Source organism: Pseudomonas sp. NFIX28, from assembly GCF_900107395.1.
Taxonomy (GTDB): Bacteria; Pseudomonadota; Gammaproteobacteria; order Pseudomonadales; family Pseudomonadaceae; genus Aquipseudomonas.
Window position 1 is genome coordinate 291,788 of sequence record NZ_FNPW01000004.1, and the last position, 16,479, is coordinate 308,266.

General features: G+C 64.7%; 19 protein-coding genes and 1 riboswitch. Of the genes, 3 read left to right on the forward strand and 16 right to left on the reverse strand.

Translation table 11 applies throughout. The annotated features are described in order from the left end of the window. Positions 1-32: 32 nt before the first annotated feature. On the forward strand, positions 33-1,316 hold the full coding sequence (locus BLV20_RS10110; protein WP_092300489.1) for an OmpP1/FadL family transporter: 1,284 nt from the start codon (positions 33-35) through the stop codon (positions 1,314-1,316). A 73-nt stretch (positions 1,317-1,389) separates the two neighbouring features. Here BLV20_RS10110 and BLV20_RS10115 read toward each other — a convergent pair whose 3' ends face one another. The 14 genes from BLV20_RS10115 to cobO form a co-directional block, all read right to left on the reverse strand. Further along, positions 1,390-1,941: a glutathione peroxidase gene (locus BLV20_RS10115; RefSeq protein WP_092300491.1), complete on the reverse strand. Its 552-nt coding sequence runs from the start codon at positions 1,939-1,941 to the stop codon at positions 1,390-1,392. A gap of 71 nt (positions 1,942-2,012) precedes the next feature. Next, the gene (locus tag BLV20_RS31700; protein WP_256577730.1) at positions 2,013-2,135 is read right to left on the reverse strand and encodes a hypothetical protein; all 123 of its coding nucleotides are present in this window, start codon (positions 2,133-2,135) and stop codon (positions 2,013-2,015) included. Further along, positions 2,132-3,334, reverse strand: a complete 1,203-nt coding sequence (locus BLV20_RS10120) for an MFS transporter (protein WP_092300494.1) — start codon at positions 3,332-3,334, stop codon at positions 2,132-2,134. Before BLV20_RS10120 ends, BLV20_RS31700 begins: the two co-directional genes overlap by 4 nt. 52 nt (positions 3,335-3,386) lie before the next feature. Continuing rightward, positions 3,387-3,791, reverse strand: coding sequence for a MarR family winged helix-turn-helix transcriptional regulator (locus BLV20_RS10125; RefSeq protein WP_023966547.1), 405 nt, complete (start codon positions 3,789-3,791; stop codon positions 3,387-3,389). 82 nt (positions 3,792-3,873) lie between these two features. Then, on the reverse strand, positions 3,874-4,605 hold the full coding sequence (locus tag BLV20_RS10130; RefSeq protein ID WP_092300497.1) for an adenosylcobinamide-GDP ribazoletransferase: 732 nt from the start codon (positions 4,603-4,605) through the stop codon (positions 3,874-3,876). A 2-nt stretch (positions 4,606-4,607) separates the two neighbouring features. Beyond that, positions 4,608-5,183: an alpha-ribazole phosphatase family protein gene (cobC, locus tag BLV20_RS10135; protein ID WP_092300500.1), complete on the reverse strand. Its 576-nt coding sequence runs from the start codon at positions 5,181-5,183 to the stop codon at positions 4,608-4,610. Next, positions 5,180-6,235 (reverse strand): nicotinate-nucleotide--dimethylbenzimidazole phosphoribosyltransferase, encoded by a 1,056-nt coding sequence (gene cobT, locus BLV20_RS10140; RefSeq protein WP_092300503.1) that lies wholly within the window; start codon positions 6,233-6,235, stop codon positions 5,180-5,182. Before cobT ends, cobC begins: the two co-directional genes overlap by 4 nt. Then, positions 6,232-6,753: a bifunctional adenosylcobinamide kinase/adenosylcobinamide-phosphate guanylyltransferase gene (gene cobU, locus BLV20_RS10145; RefSeq protein ID WP_092300507.1), complete on the reverse strand. Its 522-nt coding sequence runs from the start codon at positions 6,751-6,753 to the stop codon at positions 6,232-6,234. The genes cobT and cobU overlap by 4 nt, the downstream gene beginning before the upstream one ends. Positions 6,754-6,813: 60 nt before the next feature. Beyond that, positions 6,814-8,265, reverse strand: a complete 1,452-nt coding sequence (locus BLV20_RS10150; RefSeq protein WP_092300510.1) for a cobyric acid synthase — start codon at positions 8,263-8,265, stop codon at positions 6,814-6,816. Next, positions 8,262-9,254, reverse strand: a complete 993-nt coding sequence (cobD, locus tag BLV20_RS10155; RefSeq protein WP_092300513.1) for a threonine-phosphate decarboxylase CobD — start codon at positions 9,252-9,254, stop codon at positions 8,262-8,264. The genes BLV20_RS10150 and cobD overlap by 4 nt, the downstream gene beginning before the upstream one ends. Then, complete coding sequence (gene cbiB, locus BLV20_RS10160; protein WP_092300516.1) at positions 9,247-10,155, reverse strand: adenosylcobinamide-phosphate synthase CbiB; 909 nt, start codon at positions 10,153-10,155, stop codon at positions 9,247-9,249. Before cbiB ends, cobD begins: the two co-directional genes overlap by 8 nt. Then, positions 10,152-10,802, reverse strand: a complete 651-nt coding sequence (gene bluB / locus BLV20_RS10165) for a 5,6-dimethylbenzimidazole synthase (protein WP_092300519.1) — start codon at positions 10,800-10,802, stop codon at positions 10,152-10,154. The genes cbiB and bluB overlap by 4 nt, the downstream gene beginning before the upstream one ends. Then, positions 10,799-12,124: a cobyrinic acid a,c-diamide synthase CobB gene (locus BLV20_RS10170; RefSeq protein WP_092300522.1), complete on the reverse strand. Its 1,326-nt coding sequence runs from the start codon at positions 12,122-12,124 to the stop codon at positions 10,799-10,801. The genes bluB and BLV20_RS10170 overlap by 4 nt, the downstream gene beginning before the upstream one ends. After that, entirely contained in the window at positions 12,121-12,732 is a 612-nt protein-coding gene (gene cobO / locus BLV20_RS10175; protein WP_016702503.1) for a cob(I)yrinic acid a,c-diamide adenosyltransferase, read from the reverse strand. Before cobO ends, BLV20_RS10170 begins: the two co-directional genes overlap by 4 nt. Positions 12,733-12,811: 79 nt before the next feature. Beyond that, a riboswitch (cobalamin riboswitch) is annotated at positions 12,812-13,048 on the reverse strand. Positions 13,049-13,219: 171 nt separating this feature from the next. On the opposite strand from cobO, the gene BLV20_RS10180 reads away from it, so the two are divergent. Next, positions 13,220-13,801 carry a hypothetical protein gene (locus BLV20_RS10180; protein ID WP_092300526.1) on the forward strand — a complete coding sequence of 194 codons (582 nt, stop codon included), beginning with the start codon at positions 13,220-13,222 and terminating at the stop codon, positions 13,799-13,801. A 72-nt stretch (positions 13,802-13,873) separates the two neighbouring features. After that, positions 13,874-15,193, forward strand: coding sequence for a PQQ-dependent sugar dehydrogenase (locus tag BLV20_RS10185; RefSeq protein ID WP_092300531.1), 1,320 nt, complete (start codon positions 13,874-13,876; stop codon positions 15,191-15,193). 3 nt (positions 15,194-15,196) lie between these two features. Here the strand turns inward: BLV20_RS10185 and BLV20_RS10190 are convergent, their stop codons facing one another. Both BLV20_RS10190 and BLV20_RS10195 read right to left on the reverse strand, forming a co-directional pair. Next, positions 15,197-15,859 (reverse strand): class I SAM-dependent methyltransferase, encoded by a 663-nt coding sequence (locus tag BLV20_RS10190; protein ID WP_092300534.1) that lies wholly within the window; start codon positions 15,857-15,859, stop codon positions 15,197-15,199. 24 nt (positions 15,860-15,883) lie between these two features. Then, positions 15,884-16,417, reverse strand: a complete 534-nt coding sequence (locus BLV20_RS10195; protein WP_092300537.1) for a C40 family peptidase — start codon at positions 16,415-16,417, stop codon at positions 15,884-15,886. Between the last annotated feature and the right edge of the window lie 62 nt (positions 16,418-16,479).

Sequence of the window (16,479 nt, forward strand, 5' to 3'; positions counted from 1 at the left end):
TTCCGCTCCGGTGATCACCAGGAGTTCTAATAATGAAAAAAGTAATACTCAAAACCAGCGTTAGCCTTGCCGTTGCCATGGCATCCACACAACTTTTCGCGAGTGGTTTTGCCCTGAACGAACAAAGCATCAGCGGTATGGGTACTGGTTTCGCCGGTCGATCCTCTGCTGCCGATGATGCAAGCACAGTTTTTGGTAACCCTGCCGGCATGTCGCGCCTGAAGCGCCAGCAAATCACTGGCGGTATCGCGGCCATTGATGCATCCAGCGACATCAACGATGCCAGCGGCAGCCGCAGCGGCACCAACAAGGGCGATATGGTGCCCTTCACCGCAGTACCGATGGGCTTCTACGTCAAGCCGATCAACGATCAGTGGGCGTTCGGCCTGGGTGTCTACGCCCCCTTCGGCCTGATCACCGACTACGAAAGCGGCTTCCAGGGCCGTAACTTCGGCAGCAAAAGCGAAGTTAAAGTCATCACTTTCCAGCCAACCGTGAGCTATGCCTTCAACGACAAGGTATCGATCGGTTTTGGCCCGACCGTCAACCGTATTTCCGGCACCCTGGAATCGGCACTGACCACGCCACTGTCGCCTAACGACGGCAATGTCCAGATCAAGGGCGACGACGTTGGCTACGGCTACAACATCGGCGTGCTGGTCCAGGCAACCGACTCCACTCGCGTAGGCCTGACTTACCACTCCAAGGTCAAGTACAAGCTGGAAGGCCACACCGAAGTCAGCCCAGGCGCCGGCACTCCGAGCGCCCTGCTGCGTGGCGCTCGCTACGATGCGTCGCTGGACATCACCACTCCTGAATCGGCCGACCTGTCGGTGACCCAGGAGATCAACGATGCCTGGAAACTCTACGCCGGTGCCACCTGGACCCGCTGGAGCCGCCTGAAGGACATCACCGTGCAAAACGAAGGCGTGACCGCCGGCGCCGGTGGTCTTCTGGCCCCGGGTGCCCTGAGTTCCATCAAGGAAGAGCAGAACTGGCACGACACCTGGGCCTACGCCATCGGTACCTCCTACCAGCTGAACAAGCAGTGGGTATTGCGTACCGGCCTGAGCTTCGACCAGTCGCCAGCCAACAACAAAGACCGTTCGCCACGCATCCCTACCGGCGACCGGACCATCTTCAGCCTCGGCGCCGGCTGGAGCCCATCCGAAGACCTGACCATCGACGTGGCCTATTCCTACCTGAAGGAAGAGAAGGTCAAGGTCAACAACCACAATACGCTCGGCCAGTCTTACAGCTCCGAGTACGAAAACAGCGCGAACGGCTTCGGTATCGGTGCAACCTACCGCTTCTAAAGCCTGATGGCCTGAACGAAAAAGCCCCCGCATCCAAAGATGCGGGGGCTTTTTTATTGATCGCGGATAACACTCAGGGCCTGGATGCCAGTGCCTTCTCCACCGCCTCGATCAATTCGGGACTGTCCGGCTTGGTCAGGCTGGAGAAGTTGGCGATCACCTTGCCCTGGCGATCGACCACGTATTTGTAGAAATTCCACTTTGGCGCACTGCTCTGCTCGGCCAGGACCTTGAACAGGTGCACCGCATCCGGGCCCCTGACCCGCTGCGGCTCGGTCATGGTGAAGGTCACGCCGTAGTTCACATAACAGACCTTGGCCGTTTCCGCGCCATCCTTGGCCTCTTGCTTGAAGTCGTTGGACGGCACGCCCACCAGTTCCAGCCCCTGGTCCTTGTAACGCTGGTACAGCGCCTCGAGGCCCTTGAACTGCGGGGCGAAGCCACAAAAGCTTGCGGTGTTGACCACCACCAGCGGCTTGCCGGCAAAGCGCTGGCACAAGTCGATGGATTCCTTGGCGCGCAGCTTGGGCAGCGAGCCCTGCAACAACGACGGGCATTCGCCCGCCCACGCCGGACCGGCCAACACCATCATTACCGCTGGAACAGCAAGCCAACGCGCCAACATAGTTCGACTCCTTGAAAATACCGTCAGAGGGCGAAAACTACTCGCCCGGCGAAAGTCCTGGCAAGCGCTGCCTAACAGACGCCCATGCCCAATTGCATCAGCGCCAGCCCGCCCCGGTGCCAGCCCCACCAGGCCAGCGCCAGCAGCACGACGCCGATCGCCAGGCCCGCGCCGCAGAAACCGATCCGACTCATGCCGCGCTCGCTTGCAAACGCGCTACCGGGCGCTCGCGCACCGGCCAGTTCAGGGCCGCGGCCAACAGACTGAGGAGAATCGCCACCTGCCAGATCAAGTCATAACTCCCGGTCCGATCGTAGACCACCCCGCCGAGCCAACCGCCGAGGAACGAGCCCAATTGATGAAACAGAAACACAATGCCCCCGAGCATGGACAGGTTGCGCACGCCGAACAAGGTTGCCACCGTGCCATTGGTCAGCGGCACCGTCGACAGCCACAGGAAGCCCATGGCCATGCCGAACAGATAAGCGCTGAGCTGCGTCACCGGCAGCCATAGAAACAGGCCGATAACCACCGCGCGCAACAGGTACAGGCCCGTCAGCAAGCGCGGCTTGGACATGCGCCCGCCCAGCCAGCCGGCGGTGTAGGTACCAAAGATATTGAACAGGCCGATCAGCGCCAGCACCGTGGTGCCGACGGTGGCCGGCAAGTGCTGATCGACCAGGTAGGCCGGTAAATGCACACCGATGAACACCACCTGGAAGCCGCAGACGAAAAAGCCGAACGCCAGCAGCCAGAACCCGGAATGGGAACAGGCCTCACGCAAGGCCTCGCCGAGGCTCTGTTCATGCCCCAGGCTTGGCAGCGGTTGATCCTTGAGCATGCTCACCAGCGGCACGATCAAGGCCACCAACAGGCCCAATACCAGCAGCGCCGAGGACCAGCCCAGCCAGCCGATCAACCCCAGGGTGCCCGGCAGCATGGCGAACTGACCGAACGAGCCGGCCGCGCTGGCGACCCCCATGCCCATGCTGCGTTTTTCCGCCGGCAATGCCCGTCCCACCACGCCGAGAATGACCGAGAACGAGGTTCCGGAAAGACCGATACCGATGAGCAATCCGGCACTCAACGACAGCGACAACGGCGAGTCGGCCAAGCCCATGAACAACAAGCCGACGGCGTACAGCACACCGCCGATCAGCACTACCCTGGCCGCGCCGAAGCGGTCGGCCAGAGCGCCGGTGAAAGGCTGGGCCAGGCCCCAGATCAGGTTCTGCAGGGCGATGGCAAAGGCGAACACCTCGCGCCCCCAGCCGAACTCGGCACTCATGGGCGGTAGGAACAGCCCGAAGCCGTGCCTGATCCCCAGCGACAAGGCCAGGATCAGCGCACTCCCCAGAAGAACCCAACCGCTGGTACGCCACATCGAAGTCATCGTTATTCTCCATTTGCGGGTATATACCCGCTTATCAACGAACAAACGGCGTTCACGCCAGTTCGTTCAGCAAGGCCAGCAAGGTTTCGCGTTTCTCTGCACCCAGGCGGTCGATCAAGCGTTGCTGCGCCGCTTCCCAGGCCGGCAAGGCGGCCAGCAGTCGTTGCCGGCCCTCCTCGGTCAGCTGGACAATGCGATTGCGTTGATCCTCGCCTTCAGACAGCCGGACCAGCCCTTCGCCTTCCAGCACCCGCAGGTTGCGGCCCAGGGTGCTGCGGTCCAGGCCCATGGCCTCGGCCAGGCTGGAAATGCTCGGTTGGTCCAGGCGCTGTAGGTTACTCAGCAAGGAATACTGGGCAACGTTGATCCCGAAGCCATCGAGGGCGCCGTCGTAGAACCTGCTGACGCCGCGGGCGGCGCGACGCAGGTTGGTGCACAAACATTGAGAAGGAAGCATGGTGCGTGTATATACCCGCGATTATCGGAAAGCAAGAATTTTGCAGCTTAGGCGCACGAATTAAAACCCGCACCGGCTCTTTCTAAAACAACGCCAACCCCACCAGCACCGCGACTTCCAGCAGCTCCAGCAACGCGCCCGCGGTGTCCCCGGTGGTGCCACCCAGACGGCGCAGCATCAACTGGCGCAAGCCGGCGAACACCGCCCCCGCCAACACCAACGCCACCACCCCGGCATAGCCGCCGAGCCCCACACACACCAGCGCAGTGAACGCCAGCAGCCACTTGCCTGCCAGGCGCGGCAGGTGATTCGCCAACGCCTGCCCCAGGCCGCCAGGGCGCACATAAGGCGTGCAGAGAAACAACCCCAGCAAGGCGCCACGGCCGATCAACGGCGCCAGCAACAGGGCCACGCCGGATTGCTGCTCGATCAGGGCCACCAGTGCGGCGAACTTGAGCAACAGCACCAGCCCCAGGGTGACCACGGCGATCGGTCCGCTGCGCGGGTCTTTCATGATCGTCAGCGTGCGCTCGCGATCGCCAAAACCGCCGAGCCAGGCATCCGCGCTGTCGGCCAGCCCGTCCAGATGCAAGGCACCGCTGAGCAGCACCCAGACCGTCAGCAACAGCGCCCCATGCAACAACAGCGGAGCGCCGCTCAAAAGCTGGTTCAGCCCCCAGAGCAACACCCCGAACAGCAAGCCGACCAGCGGATAGAACAACAACGAGCGGCCCATTTCCTCAGGCAACGGCATGCCCGGCAAACGCACCGGAAAACTGCTGAGAAATTGCAGGGCGATCCAGAATGGCAGCACGCTCAGACTCCTTCGCTCAACACCGGACCCGCCTCGACAAGCAGGCTGAACAAGGCGCCATGCGCGACTTCGACATTCAGTAACTGCTCGCGCGGCAAACCACGGGCCTGGGCCAACAACAGCCGCATCACCCCGCCATGGCTGACCAGCAGCACCCGCTCGCCGGCATAACGCTGATGCAGACGTTCGACCGCCCCCAGCACCCGCGCGGAAAACGCCAGCACCGGCTCGCCCTGCGGTGGGGTAAAGGCATAGGGATCGGCCCAGAACCGCCCCAGCGCCTCGGCGTCGCTCGCCATCAACGCCGCCGCGCTCTGCCCTTCCCAGGCGCCGAAATGCAGTTCCTGCAGGTCCGGGTCCAGGCTCACCGGCAGCGCCAGGCGCGCACCCAGCTCCTCGGCGAAACGCGCGCAGCGCTGCAAGGGCGAACTCACCAGCCGATCCCAAGGCCCCTGGCCCGTGACCGCGACACGCATCTGCCGCCAACCGGCGTCGGTCAGGGCATCGTCGAGGCTGCCGCGCAGGCCGCCACCGAGTTCGGTTTCGCCATGGCGCAGCAGGTCCAGGCGCAAGCTCATGCCGGACGATCCGCCACGGCCGCCTCGGCGAAAGTCGCCATCTGCCCGTGCAGGTCGCAAGCCAGGCGCAGCAAGGGTACCGCCAGCGCCGCACCGCTGCCCTCGCCCAGGCGCAGGCCGAGGTCCAGCAGAGGCTCGGCCTCAAGGCTTTGCAGGACATGCCGATGCCCCGGCTCGGCTCCGCGGTGGCCGAACAGCAACCACTGGCGGCATTCAGGGTTCAACCGCACCGCCACCAGCGCCGCCACGCTGCAAATGAAGCCATCGACCAGCACCGCCACGCCCTCCTGGGCACAGGCCAGGTACGCCCCCACCAGCGCGGCGATCTCGAAACCGCCGAGGTTGAACAAGGTCTGCAAGGCATCGCCACGCTGCGCGGCATGCAGGCTCAAGGCGCGCTCGATGACCCACGCCTTGTGGCTGACGCCCGCCGCATCCAGCCCGGTGCCCGGCCCCGCCAGGTGCGTCACCGGAATGTCCAGCAAGGCACAGGCCACGGCACTGGCCGCGGTGGTGTTGCCAATGCCCATCTCGCCGCCGATGAACAGCTGGCTGCCCTGGGCGACCGCGCGCAGCACGCTGTCACGCCCTGCTTGCAAGGCCTGCTCGCCCTGGGCCTGGGTCATGGCCGGGCCCAGGGCGAAGTTCGCGGTGCCCGCCCCCAACTGTAAATGCCGCACGCCGGGCAGGTTCAAGCCGGGCGTCACCGTGCCGAGGTCGATCACTTCCAGATGTGCCCGCAACTGCCGCGCCAGCACGCTGATTGCCGCGCCGCCGCTGACAAAGTTGTGCAACATCTGCCCGGTGACTTCCTGCGGATAAGCCGAAACGCCCTCGGCCACCACCCCGTGGTCACCAGCGAAAATCGCGATCCACAGCTGCTCCAGGCCAGGCTTGACCCGCCCCTGCAGCCCGGCCAACTGCACCGCCACCCGCTCCAGCTGCCCCAGCGAACCCGCCGGCTTGGTCAATTGTTGCTGGCGCGACTGCGCTGCCTCCAGGGCTTGAGTGTCGAGCGCCTTGCACGGGCGCAGCCACCAGAAGTCATTCATAACGCAGTTCCTTTCAGGGTCAGGGGCAGACCGGCCACCGTCAGCACCACACGCTGACAACGCTCGGCCAGGGCTTGATGCAACCAACCGGCTTCATCGACATAGCGGCGAGTCAATTCGCCCAGCGGCACGACACCCATTCCGGTCTCGTTGCTGACAAAAATGATTTCTCCCGGCAGCGACGCCAGGCACTCCAACAAGGCTTCGCGTTCGCTGGCGAGCCGCTGGGCATCTTCCAACAGCAACAGGTTGGTCAGCCACAAGGTCAGGCAATCCACCAGCAGGCAGCGCTCGGTGCTCGCCGCCTCGCGCAGCACCCGCGCCAATTCCAACGGCTCCTCGATCAATGCCCATTCGGCCGGGCGCCGTTCGCGGTGATGGGCGATGCGCTGGTTCATCTCGCCGTCCAGCGCCTGGCTGGTGGCGATGTAGGTCACGGCCAGGCCGCTCTCGCCGGCAAGCTTTTCAGCCAGGCGACTCTTGCCGGAGCGGGCGCCACCGAGGATCAATTGCAACATGTTGGAAACCCTTGAATTGAGGTACAGCCACAGCGGCGCGGCAATGCCGGCGCCGAAGCTCTAAAGCCCGCACAGCTGGCGCAGGTGCTCGGTGTCCAGGTGCTGTTCCACCAGGTCGGCCAGGCGCTCGATATCGCGCTCGCGCAAGGCGTGGTAATCGACCTCCTGCACCTCGCGCAAGCCCGCCCAGCGCAGCAATGCACCACAGGCCGCCGGCGCCTCGAACAGACCGTGCAGGTAAGTGCCGAGAATCTGCCCGTCGACGCTGCGCGCGCCGTCGCAGCGGCCGTCGTCCAGGGTCACGGCGGCCAGTTCCAGGGCTGGCCCGGTCGTGACCCCGGCATGGATCTCATAACCGCTGACCTCGGCCTCCTCCAGCGCCAGGCGTCCGCGCACGTTGCGCAGCTGCTTCTCTTGTTCCAGCACCGTTTCGAACGCCAGCAGTCCCAGCCCCGCGCTGGAGCCTGGCGCGCCTTCCAACCCCAAAGGGTCGTGCAGCTGCTCGCCAAGCATCTGCAAACCGCCGCAGATGCCCAGCAGCTTGCCGCCGTAGCGCAGATGCCGGGCGATGGCCGTGTCCCAGCCCTGGGCGCGCAGGTACGCCAGGTCGCTGCGCACGCTTTTCGAGCCGGGCAGGATAATCAGGTCGGCCGGGCCGATCGCCTGGCCAGGGCCGATGAATTGCAGGTCCACCTGCGGGTGCAGGCGCAGCGGGTCGAAGTCGGTGTGATTGCTGATGCGCGGCAACACCGGCACCCGCACTTTCAGCACCTGCCCGGCCTTGTCGGCCTGGCGCTGGTCGATGCCGTCCTCGGCTTCCAGATGCAGGTCCAGCACGTAGGGCAGCACACCGATCACCGGTTTGCCGGTACGCGCTTCGAGCCAGTCGAGGCCCGGTTGCAACAGGGCGATATCGCCGCGAAAACGGTTGATGATGAAACCTTTGACCCGCGCCTGCTCGCTCGCCGACAACAGCTCCAGGGTGCCTACCAGGTGGGCGAAAACCCCGCCACGGTTGATATCGGCGATCAACACCACGGGGCAGTCCACCGCTTCGGCAAAGCCCATGTTGGCGATATCCCCGGCCCGCAGGTTGATCTCCGCCGGCGAGCCGGCGCCCTCTACCATCACCACCGGATAAGCCGCGCTCAGGCGTTGGTGGGAAGCCAGCACGGCTTGCATGGCGATGGCCTTGTAGTCGTGATAGGCCACGGCGTTCATGGTGGTCACCGCACGACCGTGAATGATCACCTGGGCCCCGGTGTCGCTGTTGGGCTTGAGCAGCACCGGGTTCATGTCGGTGTGTGGCTCCAGGTGCGCGGCCTGTGCCTGCACCGCCTGGGCCCGGCCGATCTCACCGCCGTCGGCGGTCACGGCGCTGTTGAGGGCCATGTTCTGCGGCTTGAAAGGCACGACGCTGACACCCTGGCGTGCCAGCCAACGGCAGAGAGCCGTCACCAGGGTGCTTTTACCGGCATCGGAAGTGGTGCCCTGCACCATCAAGGTGGTCATGGATATTCCTTGGCGTAGGCGACGAAGGCCTGTTCGAGACGCGACCAGTCGGCTTCGTCGGCCGGCAGGCCAAAGCGCAGGCTGCTGTTGTGGGTGAACAGCCGCAGCAGGATGCCCCGGCGCGCCATGAATTCATGCAACAACTCGGCGCGGTCGGTGATCAGCCACTGGAACAGCGCGCAGCCGCCGTGGGGCTTCAGACCGTGGCGTTCGAGCAGTTGCGCCAGACGCAGGCTCGCCGCTTCGCTGCGCACCCGCTGCCGCGCATGGCCTTCACTGTCGCGCAGGCACACCTGGCCCAGCACCCGCGTCGGCCCGCTGACGGCCCAGGGGCCGACCTGTTCGGCCAGCAGCTTGAGCAGCTTGCGCTCGGCCAGGACAAACCCCAGCCGCACACCGGCCAGGCCAAAAAACTTGCCGAAGGAGCGCAGGACGATCAACCCCACTTGATCGGCCTGGGCCGCCAGGCTCAGTTGCGGCGTGTTGTCCATGAAGGCTTCGTCGACCACCAGCCAGCCGCCGCGCTGCGCCAGGCGCGCGTGCCAGTCCAGCAGGCGCTCCGGGGTCAGGCTCAAGCCCGTGGGGTTGTTCGGATTGACCACCACCAGCACGTCCAGGCTGTCGAGGAAGAAGTCCACTTCCTGCTCCAGCACTTCACGCACGATGTAGCCGTTGCGGCGCCAGGCTTCGGCATGCTCGGCATAACAAGGCGACAGCACGCCGACCTTGCCGGCGCGACGCAAGCGCGGGAGCAACTGGATCGCCGCCTGGGAGCCGGGCACCGGCAGTACATGGGTAGCGCCGTAATAATCGCGCGCCGCCTGCTCCAGGCCATCGTCGGTTTCCGGCAAGCGCGCCCAGGCTCGCATTCCAATCTCGGGAATCGGCCACGGCCAGGGCGCCAGGCCGCTGGACAGGTCCAGCCAATCGGCCTCGGCGATGCCGTATTGCTCGGCCGCCTTGCGCAGGCGACCACCGTGCTCAAGCATAGAATTCAGCTCCCACGCAGAGAATCAGCAGCCACAGCCAGACCCCGCGCTGCACCAGTTGCCAGCCGCGATCGATGGACGAGGCGTCGGCCGCCGCGCCCTCACCCAACTGCGGGCGCTGGTGCAGCTCGCCGTGATAGATCGCTGCGCCGCCCAGCTCGACGCCCAGGGCACCCGCGCCGGCCGCCATCACCGGCCCGGCATTCGGGCTGTCCCAGGTCGGCCCCTGGCGGCGCCAGCATTTCAGCGCCAGGCGGGTCTTGCCCAGCAAGGCGTAAGTCAGGGCTACCAACCGGGCCGGAATATAGTTGAGCAGGTCGTCGATTTTCGCCGCCGCCCAGCCAAACCGCTCGAAACGCTCATTACGATAGCCCCACATCGCATCCAGGGTGTTGCTCAGGCGATAGAGCACCACGCCCGGGGCGCCGGCCACGGCGAACCAGAACAGGGCGGCGAACACCGCGTCGCTGCCGTTTTCCAGCACCGACTCGGTGGCCGCGCGGGCGACTTCAGTGGCGTCCAGCTCACTGGTCTGCCGGCTCACCAGATAACCGACCCGTTGCCGCGCCAGGTCCAGGTCGTCGCTGCGCAAGGCCTGGGCCACCGGCTCGACATGCTCGCCGAGGCTGCGCAGGCCCAGGGCACAGTAAAGCGCCAGGATCTCGAACAACCAGCCGATGTAGGGCAGCCAGGAAAACAGCGTCGCCAGCAGGGTCAACGGCAACACGGCGATGACCCAGGCGGTGACGCCATGGCTGCGCCAGCCGCGACCGCCGGAGTTGAAGCGTTGCTCGATGCGATCGGCAAAACGGCCGAACGCCACTAGCGGATGCCAGCGCTTGGGTTCGCCCAGCAACGCGTCCAGCGCCACCCCGGCGACACTCAGCAACGCCACACTCATTGACTCACTCCCCAATAATTTTCATACAGCAATTCACTCAGCGGACGCTCCCGCGCCCAGCCTTCGAGCACCAGCATCGGCGCCGGGTAAAACTCGCCGACCGGGCCCAGGCACAACACCGCCAGGGGCTTGGCCCCAGCCGGCAGGCCAAGCAGCTCGGCCAGGGCAGCCGGTTCGAACAGCGACACCCAGCCCATGCCCAGCCCTTCGGCGCGAGCCGCCAGCCACAGGTTCTGAATGGCGCAGGAGAGCGAGGCCAGGTCCATTTCCGGCAAGGTGCGGCGGCCGAAAATATGCCGCTCACGGTCGTCCGTCAGCGCTGCCACCAAGACTTCGGCGCAGTCGTTGATGCCTTCGACCTTGAGCTTCATGAACTCATCGGAGCGCTCGCCCAGGGCTTGCGCCGTGCGCACCCGCTCCTCTTCCACCAGTTGCTGGATCTGCCCGCGCAACGGCCGGTCGCTGATACGGATAAACCGCCAGGGCTGCATCAGGCCGACACTCGGCGCCTGGTGCGCCGCCTCCAGCAGGCGACGCAAGACCTGCGGCTCGACCGTGCCGCCAACGAAGTGGCGCATGTCACGGCGCTCGGCGATCGCGCGATAGACCGCGTCGCGTTCGGCCGCGGAAAAGGCGTTGTCGCTCATGGGCGCTGCCCGAGCACGCTCGCTCCTGCCGGCGCCAGCAGGGCTGCCACCGCTTCGGGGTTGGACGGGAAATAGAAATGCACATAGGAGGCGGTCATGCGTCCTTGGCGGTAAACCGCTTCCGCCCCGCGCCCGCCATTCGGGCTCAGGCCCCGGGCGATCGGCGCAAGCTCGGTGCTGGTCAACGAATGGTGGTAGGTATGCCCGCGCAACGAACCTTCCGGCAGCTCCACCGCTTGCAGGGCCAGGGCCGCCAGGCGTTTCTGCATCACCGCATCGCCGGGCAACAGGCCCAGCAGTTCGGCACGCTCGCCGTCGACATCGGTCAGGGAATCGAGCAGATACAACATGCCGCCGCACTCGGCGAGCAGGGGTTTGCCAGCGGCATGGTGCGCGCGGATCGCCTCCAGCATCGAGCCGTTCGCCGCCAGGGCCCGGTGATGCAGCTCCGGGTAACCGCCCGGCAGGTACAGGCTGTCCACCTCCGGCAGCGCCGTGTCATGGATTGGCGAGAAAAAGCTCAGCTCGGCGCCCATGGCCCGCAACAGATCCAGGCTGGCGCCATAGGTAAAGGCAAAGGCTTCGTCGCGAGCCACGGCGATGTGCACACCGGCCAGCAGCGGCTCGGCGGCCACTCTCTGCGGAGCGGCAAACGCCACGGCGGGCGGCAAGGCCACTTCGCAACTGCCTGCCAGGGCGGCCGCGGCAGCATCGAGGCGCAGGTCCAGATCATTGAGCTCGCTGGCCTGCACCAGCCCCAGGTGGCGACTAGGCAGTTCGATGCCGGTCTCCCGGGACAGCGCGCCGTACCAGCGCAGCCCCTCGGTCAGGCTGCCTTCGAGCAACTGCGCATGGCGCAAGGTGCCGACCCGGTTGGCCAGCACCCCGGCGAACGGCAAGTCCGCCTGGTAACGCGCCAGCCCCAGCGCCAGGGCGCCGAAAGTCTGGGCCATGGCCGTGCCATCGATCACCGCGAGCACCGGCACCCCGAAATGCCGCGCCAGGTCGGCGCTGGACGGCGTGCCGTCGAACAGCCCCATCACGCCTTCGATCAGGATCAGGTCCGCCTCGCCGGCGGCCTCCCACAACAGGCGGCGGCTTTCCTGCTCGCCGACCATCCACATGTCCAATTGATACACCGGCGCACCGCTGGCGCGCTCGAGGATCATCGGGTCGAGAAAGTCCGGGCCGCACTTGAATACACGCACCTTGCGCCCCTGATTGCGATGCAGGCGGGCGAGCGCGGCGGTCACGGTGGTCTTGCCCTGGCCGGAAGCCGGGGCGGCAATCAGTACCGCCGGGCAATGACGGGCATCATTCACAGTTCGACGCCTTTTTGCGCTTTGATCCCGGCCTGGAAGGCATGCTTGACCATGCCCATTTCGGTGACGGTATCGGCCAGCTCGATCATTTCCGGCTTGGCGCCACGCCCGGTGACCACCACATGCTGCATCGGCGGCCGGGCCTGCAGGTCGCTGAGCACCTGGTCCAGGTCGAGGTAGCCATGTTTCAAGGCGATGTTCAGTTCATCGAGCACCACCAGGCCGATCTTCGGATCGCTCAGCAGTTCGCGGGAAACCGCCCAGGCCGCTTCGGCCGCGGCGATGTCACGCTGGCGGTCCTGGGTTTCCCAGGTGAAGCCTTCGCCCATGACATGGAAGCGCACCTGCTCCGGGAAGCGCCGGAAGAACAATTCCTCGCCGGTGCTGTTGCGGCCCTTGATGAACTGCACCACGCCACATTGCATGCCGTGGCCCATGGCGCGGGCGAGCATGCCGAAGGCCGAGCTGCTTTTGCCTTTGCCGTTGCCCGTCAGCACCAGCAGCAACCCGCATTCGTTCGGCGAATTGGCGATGCGTTCATCGATCACGGCTTTTTTGCGCAACATGCGCGCCAGGTGGCGCTCGTCACGATCGGGGGATTCAGTCATGGGGCAGCTCTCCGTTGGGGCTGGATAACGGGGGGCAGGAATAGGAATAGACGGCGCAAGCCTGGCATCGCCCACCGTGATGCCGTTGGATGGATCAGGCCGGTCTCCGGGCTTGTGAGTGGCTTGGTTGCCCAACTGCGCGCCTTCCCATGTCGACAGTCGACACAGTGGCATCAGGCGCAGTCTTGACTCATTTACCGTTGCGGGGGCAGCGCCGGAATCGTCAGGCGTGCGCTGTTGGCACGCGTACTCACCGGCTTCCCTGTTTCACTCTGTCGACCCAAGGCCACAGAGCACCTGAAACAAGTCGCGAAGGTTAGAGGGTTGGGGGTGGAGCGTCAATTAAAGCCGGGGCCAGGCAGATCGACGAACAACCTGCCTATCGGAAACATGACGCCAATCTTGTGCCACACTCAATGCAGTGATATCAAATAGCCATAATCGCGTTAAAAAACTCCAGAATCTCAACAATAATAGGAAAAGTCCGATGCAAGGGATGATCATCAGCAATCCGAAACTGGAATTCCTGCGCCCCGCCCTGGAACGCTGGTTCGATTGCATCGACCGCTACAACGCCGTGCGCGGCGATAACGAAAGCCCTTACTGGTTCGATGAAAAAGCCAACCTGGGGTTGCTCTCGGCCGCGGCCTGGATGGCGGAGATGGTCACCCTGGAGCACACCCCCAGCAAAAAACAGCTCGAGGATGGCGACCGCAACGGCCGCACCGACCTGTACATCGCCACGCAGGAAGAACGGGTCTACATCCAGGCCACCCAGCGCTGGCCCCGGGTCAACAGCCTGCACCTGACCCAGCCACTGCTGGATGCCGCCAGCGACGCGAAAAAGGCCAGTTACCCCAGCGACCTGAAACTCGGCTGCCTGTTCGTCACGCCGCAGAAAACCCAACACAGCGCCACTCCGGAAGAATTGCAGGACATGGTCGACGACCTGCAAAAGGAACATTGCTGCGCCGTGGCCTGGTATTTCCCATACGCCTACCGCAAATTGCGCAACGAAGCCGGCAACTATCATCCCGGCGTTGCCGTGCTGTTCAAGGAAGCACGCTGAGCGGCTGGAACCATTGCCCATCTGTGCTTCTCTATGACTACACAGAAGCCGTGCACTCATAGGGAAATCAGCATGCTCAAGCCTCACTACGCAATCCTTATCGCCATCGCCGCAGGCCTTGCCGCCTGCGGCGAAACCTCCAGACTCCAGGTATCCGACGGTACAGGCCCTTCGCCGAAGCTGCCCGAACCGAACAAAACCCTGATCCCGACCGTAAACATCGCGCCCGCGATCGGCTGGCCGGAAGGCGCCAAGCCGATAGCCGCCGCCGGCACCCAGGTAGTGCCATTCGCCGAGGGCCTGGAACATCCGCGCTGGCTGTATGTGCTGCCCAATGGCGACGTACTGGTGGCGGAGACCAACGCCCCGGCTACACCCGACGACGGGAAAGGTTTGCGTGGCTGGATTGCCAGCAAGATCATGAACCGCGCCGGCGCCGGCGTACCCAGCCCGAACCGCATCACGCTGCTGCGGGACAAGGACCACGACGGCGTGGCGGAGACCCGCACGGCGTTCCTGGAAAACCTCAACTCGCCGTTCGGCATGACGCTGGTGGGTAACGACCTGTACGTCGCCGATACCGATCGCCTGCTGCGCTTCCCCTACCAGGAGGGCGATACCAGGATCAGCGCCCAGCCGACCAAGGTGGTCGACCTGCCTGGCGGCAAGCTGAACCATCACTGGACCAAAAACGTGATTGCCAGCAAGGACGGCAGCAAGCTGTACGTCACGGTCGGCTCCAACAGCAACGTCGGCGAAAACGGCATGGATCAGGAAGAAGGTCGTGCCGCCATCTGGGAAGTCGACCGTGCCACCGGCCAGAAACGGATCTTCGCCTCAGGCCTGCGCAACCCCAACGGCCTGGACTGGGAGCCAAACAGCGGCCAGTTGTGGACGGCGGTCAACGAACGCGATGAGATCGGCAGCGACCTGGTGCCGGACTACATCACCTCAGTCAAGGACGGCGCCTTTTACGGCTGGCCATTCAGCTATTACGGCCAGCATGTCGATGTGCGAGTCACCCCGCAGAATCCGGACCTGGTGGCCAAGGCCATCGCTCCGGATTATGCCGTCGGTCCGCACACTGCCTCTCTGGGCTTGGCATTCGCCCAGGGCAGCAAATTGCCAGCGCCGTTCACCCAAGGCGTGTTCATCGGCCAGCATGGCTCGTGGAACCGCAAGCCCCTCAGCGGCTACAAGGTCATCTTCGTGCCGTTCGCCAATGGCAAGCCGACGGGCCAACCGGTGGATGTCCTCACCGGCTTCCTCAGCGCCGATGAGAAAGCCATGGGCCGGCCGGTCGGCGTAGTGATCGACAAGCAAGGCGGGCTGCTGGTGGCCGACGATGTCGGCAACAAGGTCTGGCGCGTGTCGGCAGCCAAGGCGCCATAGGTTTCAGCGCTTGCGACACAGGGTCAAGCCATCGCCCAGGGGCAGCAGCGACAGATCGACACGCGGGTCATCCTTCAAGGCGCGATTGAGTGCCTGGATGGCCCGGGTGTCTTCGCTCTGGGGATTGTCCTCCAGCACCCGGCCGCTCCACAGCGTGTTATCGAACACCGCCAGTCCGCCCGTGCGCAGCAGCCTCAAGGCGCTTTCCAGATAGGCCGGGTAGTTGGCCTTGTCGGCATCGATGAAAATCAGATCGAAACCACCCACGCCCTCTTCCTGCTCGATCCGCGTCAAAGTCTCCAGGGCGGGCGCCAGGCGCAACTCGATGCGCCCGGCGACCCCGGCCTCCTGCCAGTAGCGGCGGGCGGTGGCGTTATAGTCGCCCGGGATATCGCAGCAGATCAGCCGGCCACCCTCCGGCAGGGCCGCGGCCATGGACAAGGCGCTATAGCCGGTGAAAGTGCCCACTTCCAGCACCCGCCTGGCACCGATCAAGCTGACCAGCAACGCGAGGAATTGCCCTTGCTCCGGCGCCACCTGCCAGCGCGCCATGGGCAGCGCCTGGGTTTCGTCGCGCAGACGGCGCAGCAACGGCGTTTCGCGCAGGGAAACGTCGAGCAGGTAATCATAGAGGGCGTCGTCGAGGTTGAGGGTACGAGCGGTCATGGCAACCTCGACAAAGGAATAGACCTAAGGGTTATGCGCCAGATGCTCTGGCTGCAGTACGCGCTTGGCGCTCAGGTAGGCCTTTTGCCAATAGGCCTTGGACAGGCTGTCCAGCTTCACCGTGCCGCCGGTGGCCGGCGCATGCACGAAGCGGCCTTCACCGACATAGATGCCGGCGTGGCTGACCTGGGAACCGCCATTGGTGGCAAAAAATATCAGGTCACCGGTCTGCAAGGCGTTCTTGCCGACATTCGGCGCCCGCATGCCGATCATTTCGCGGGTCGAGCGCGGCAGTGAAATACCGGCCGCATCGCGATAGACATAGCCGATCAGGCCACTGCAATCGAAACCGGAATCCGGCGTATTGCCGCCCCAGCGATAAGGCGTGCCCACCAGGCCCAACGCACGAAACAGCACGTCTTCGGCAGCCGGCGAAAAGGTCTGGGGAGTATTGAAAACGGGAGCACGTACCACAGGCGCGGGTAGCGGGGTACGGCTGGCACACGCGCTGAGCAGCGCGGCGAGAGCGATCAATGCAAGGCGGGCCGACTTCGACATATGCAGAACAATCCTGATCTGAATGCGGCTTTCTCTGCCGTGAGGCCGAAAACAAAACCGCG

Bases quoted from the DNA above. Each gene is read 5' to 3' on its own strand.
- BLV20_RS10110 (WP_092300489.1), top strand. From the start codon at position 33: ATGAAAAAAGTAATACTCAAAACCAGCGTTAGCCTTGCCGTTGCCATG.
- BLV20_RS10115 (WP_092300491.1), bottom strand. From the start codon at position 1,941: ATGTTGGCGCGTTGGCTTGCTGTTCCAGCGGTAATGATGGTGTTGGCC.
- BLV20_RS31700 (WP_256577730.1), bottom strand. From the start codon at position 2,135: ATGAGTCGGATCGGTTTCTGCGGCGCGGGCCTGGCGATCGGCGTCGTG.
- BLV20_RS10120 (WP_092300494.1), bottom strand. From the start codon at position 3,334: ATGACTTCGATGTGGCGTACCAGCGGTTGGGTTCTTCTGGGGAGTGCG.
- BLV20_RS10125 (WP_023966547.1), bottom strand. From the start codon at position 3,791: ATGCTTCCTTCTCAATGTTTGTGCACCAACCTGCGTCGCGCCGCCCGC.
- cobC (WP_092300500.1), bottom strand. From the start codon at position 5,183: ATGAGCTTGCGCCTGGACCTGCTGCGCCATGGCGAAACCGAACTCGGT.
- cobT (WP_092300503.1), bottom strand. From the start codon at position 6,235: ATGAATGACTTCTGGTGGCTGCGCCCGTGCAAGGCGCTCGACACTCAA.
- cobU (WP_092300507.1), bottom strand. From the start codon at position 6,753: ATGTTGCAATTGATCCTCGGTGGCGCCCGCTCCGGCAAGAGTCGCCTG.
- BLV20_RS10150 (WP_092300510.1), bottom strand. From the start codon at position 8,265: ATGACCACCTTGATGGTGCAGGGCACCACTTCCGATGCCGGTAAAAGC.
- cobD (WP_092300513.1), bottom strand. From the start codon at position 9,254: ATGCTTGAGCACGGTGGTCGCCTGCGCAAGGCGGCCGAGCAATACGGC.
- cbiB (WP_092300516.1), bottom strand. From the start codon at position 10,155: ATGAGTGTGGCGTTGCTGAGTGTCGCCGGGGTGGCGCTGGACGCGTTG.
- bluB (WP_092300519.1), bottom strand. From the start codon at position 10,802: ATGAGCGACAACGCCTTTTCCGCGGCCGAACGCGACGCGGTCTATCGC.
- cobO (WP_016702503.1), bottom strand. From the start codon at position 12,732: ATGACTGAATCCCCCGATCGTGACGAGCGCCACCTGGCGCGCATGTTG.
- BLV20_RS10180 (WP_092300526.1), top strand. From the start codon at position 13,220: ATGCAAGGGATGATCATCAGCAATCCGAAACTGGAATTCCTGCGCCCC.
- BLV20_RS10185 (WP_092300531.1), top strand. From the start codon at position 13,874: ATGCTCAAGCCTCACTACGCAATCCTTATCGCCATCGCCGCAGGCCTT.
- BLV20_RS10190 (WP_092300534.1), bottom strand. From the start codon at position 15,859: ATGACCGCTCGTACCCTCAACCTCGACGACGCCCTCTATGATTACCTG.
- BLV20_RS10195 (WP_092300537.1), bottom strand. From the start codon at position 16,417: ATGTCGAAGTCGGCCCGCCTTGCATTGATCGCTCTCGCCGCGCTGCTC.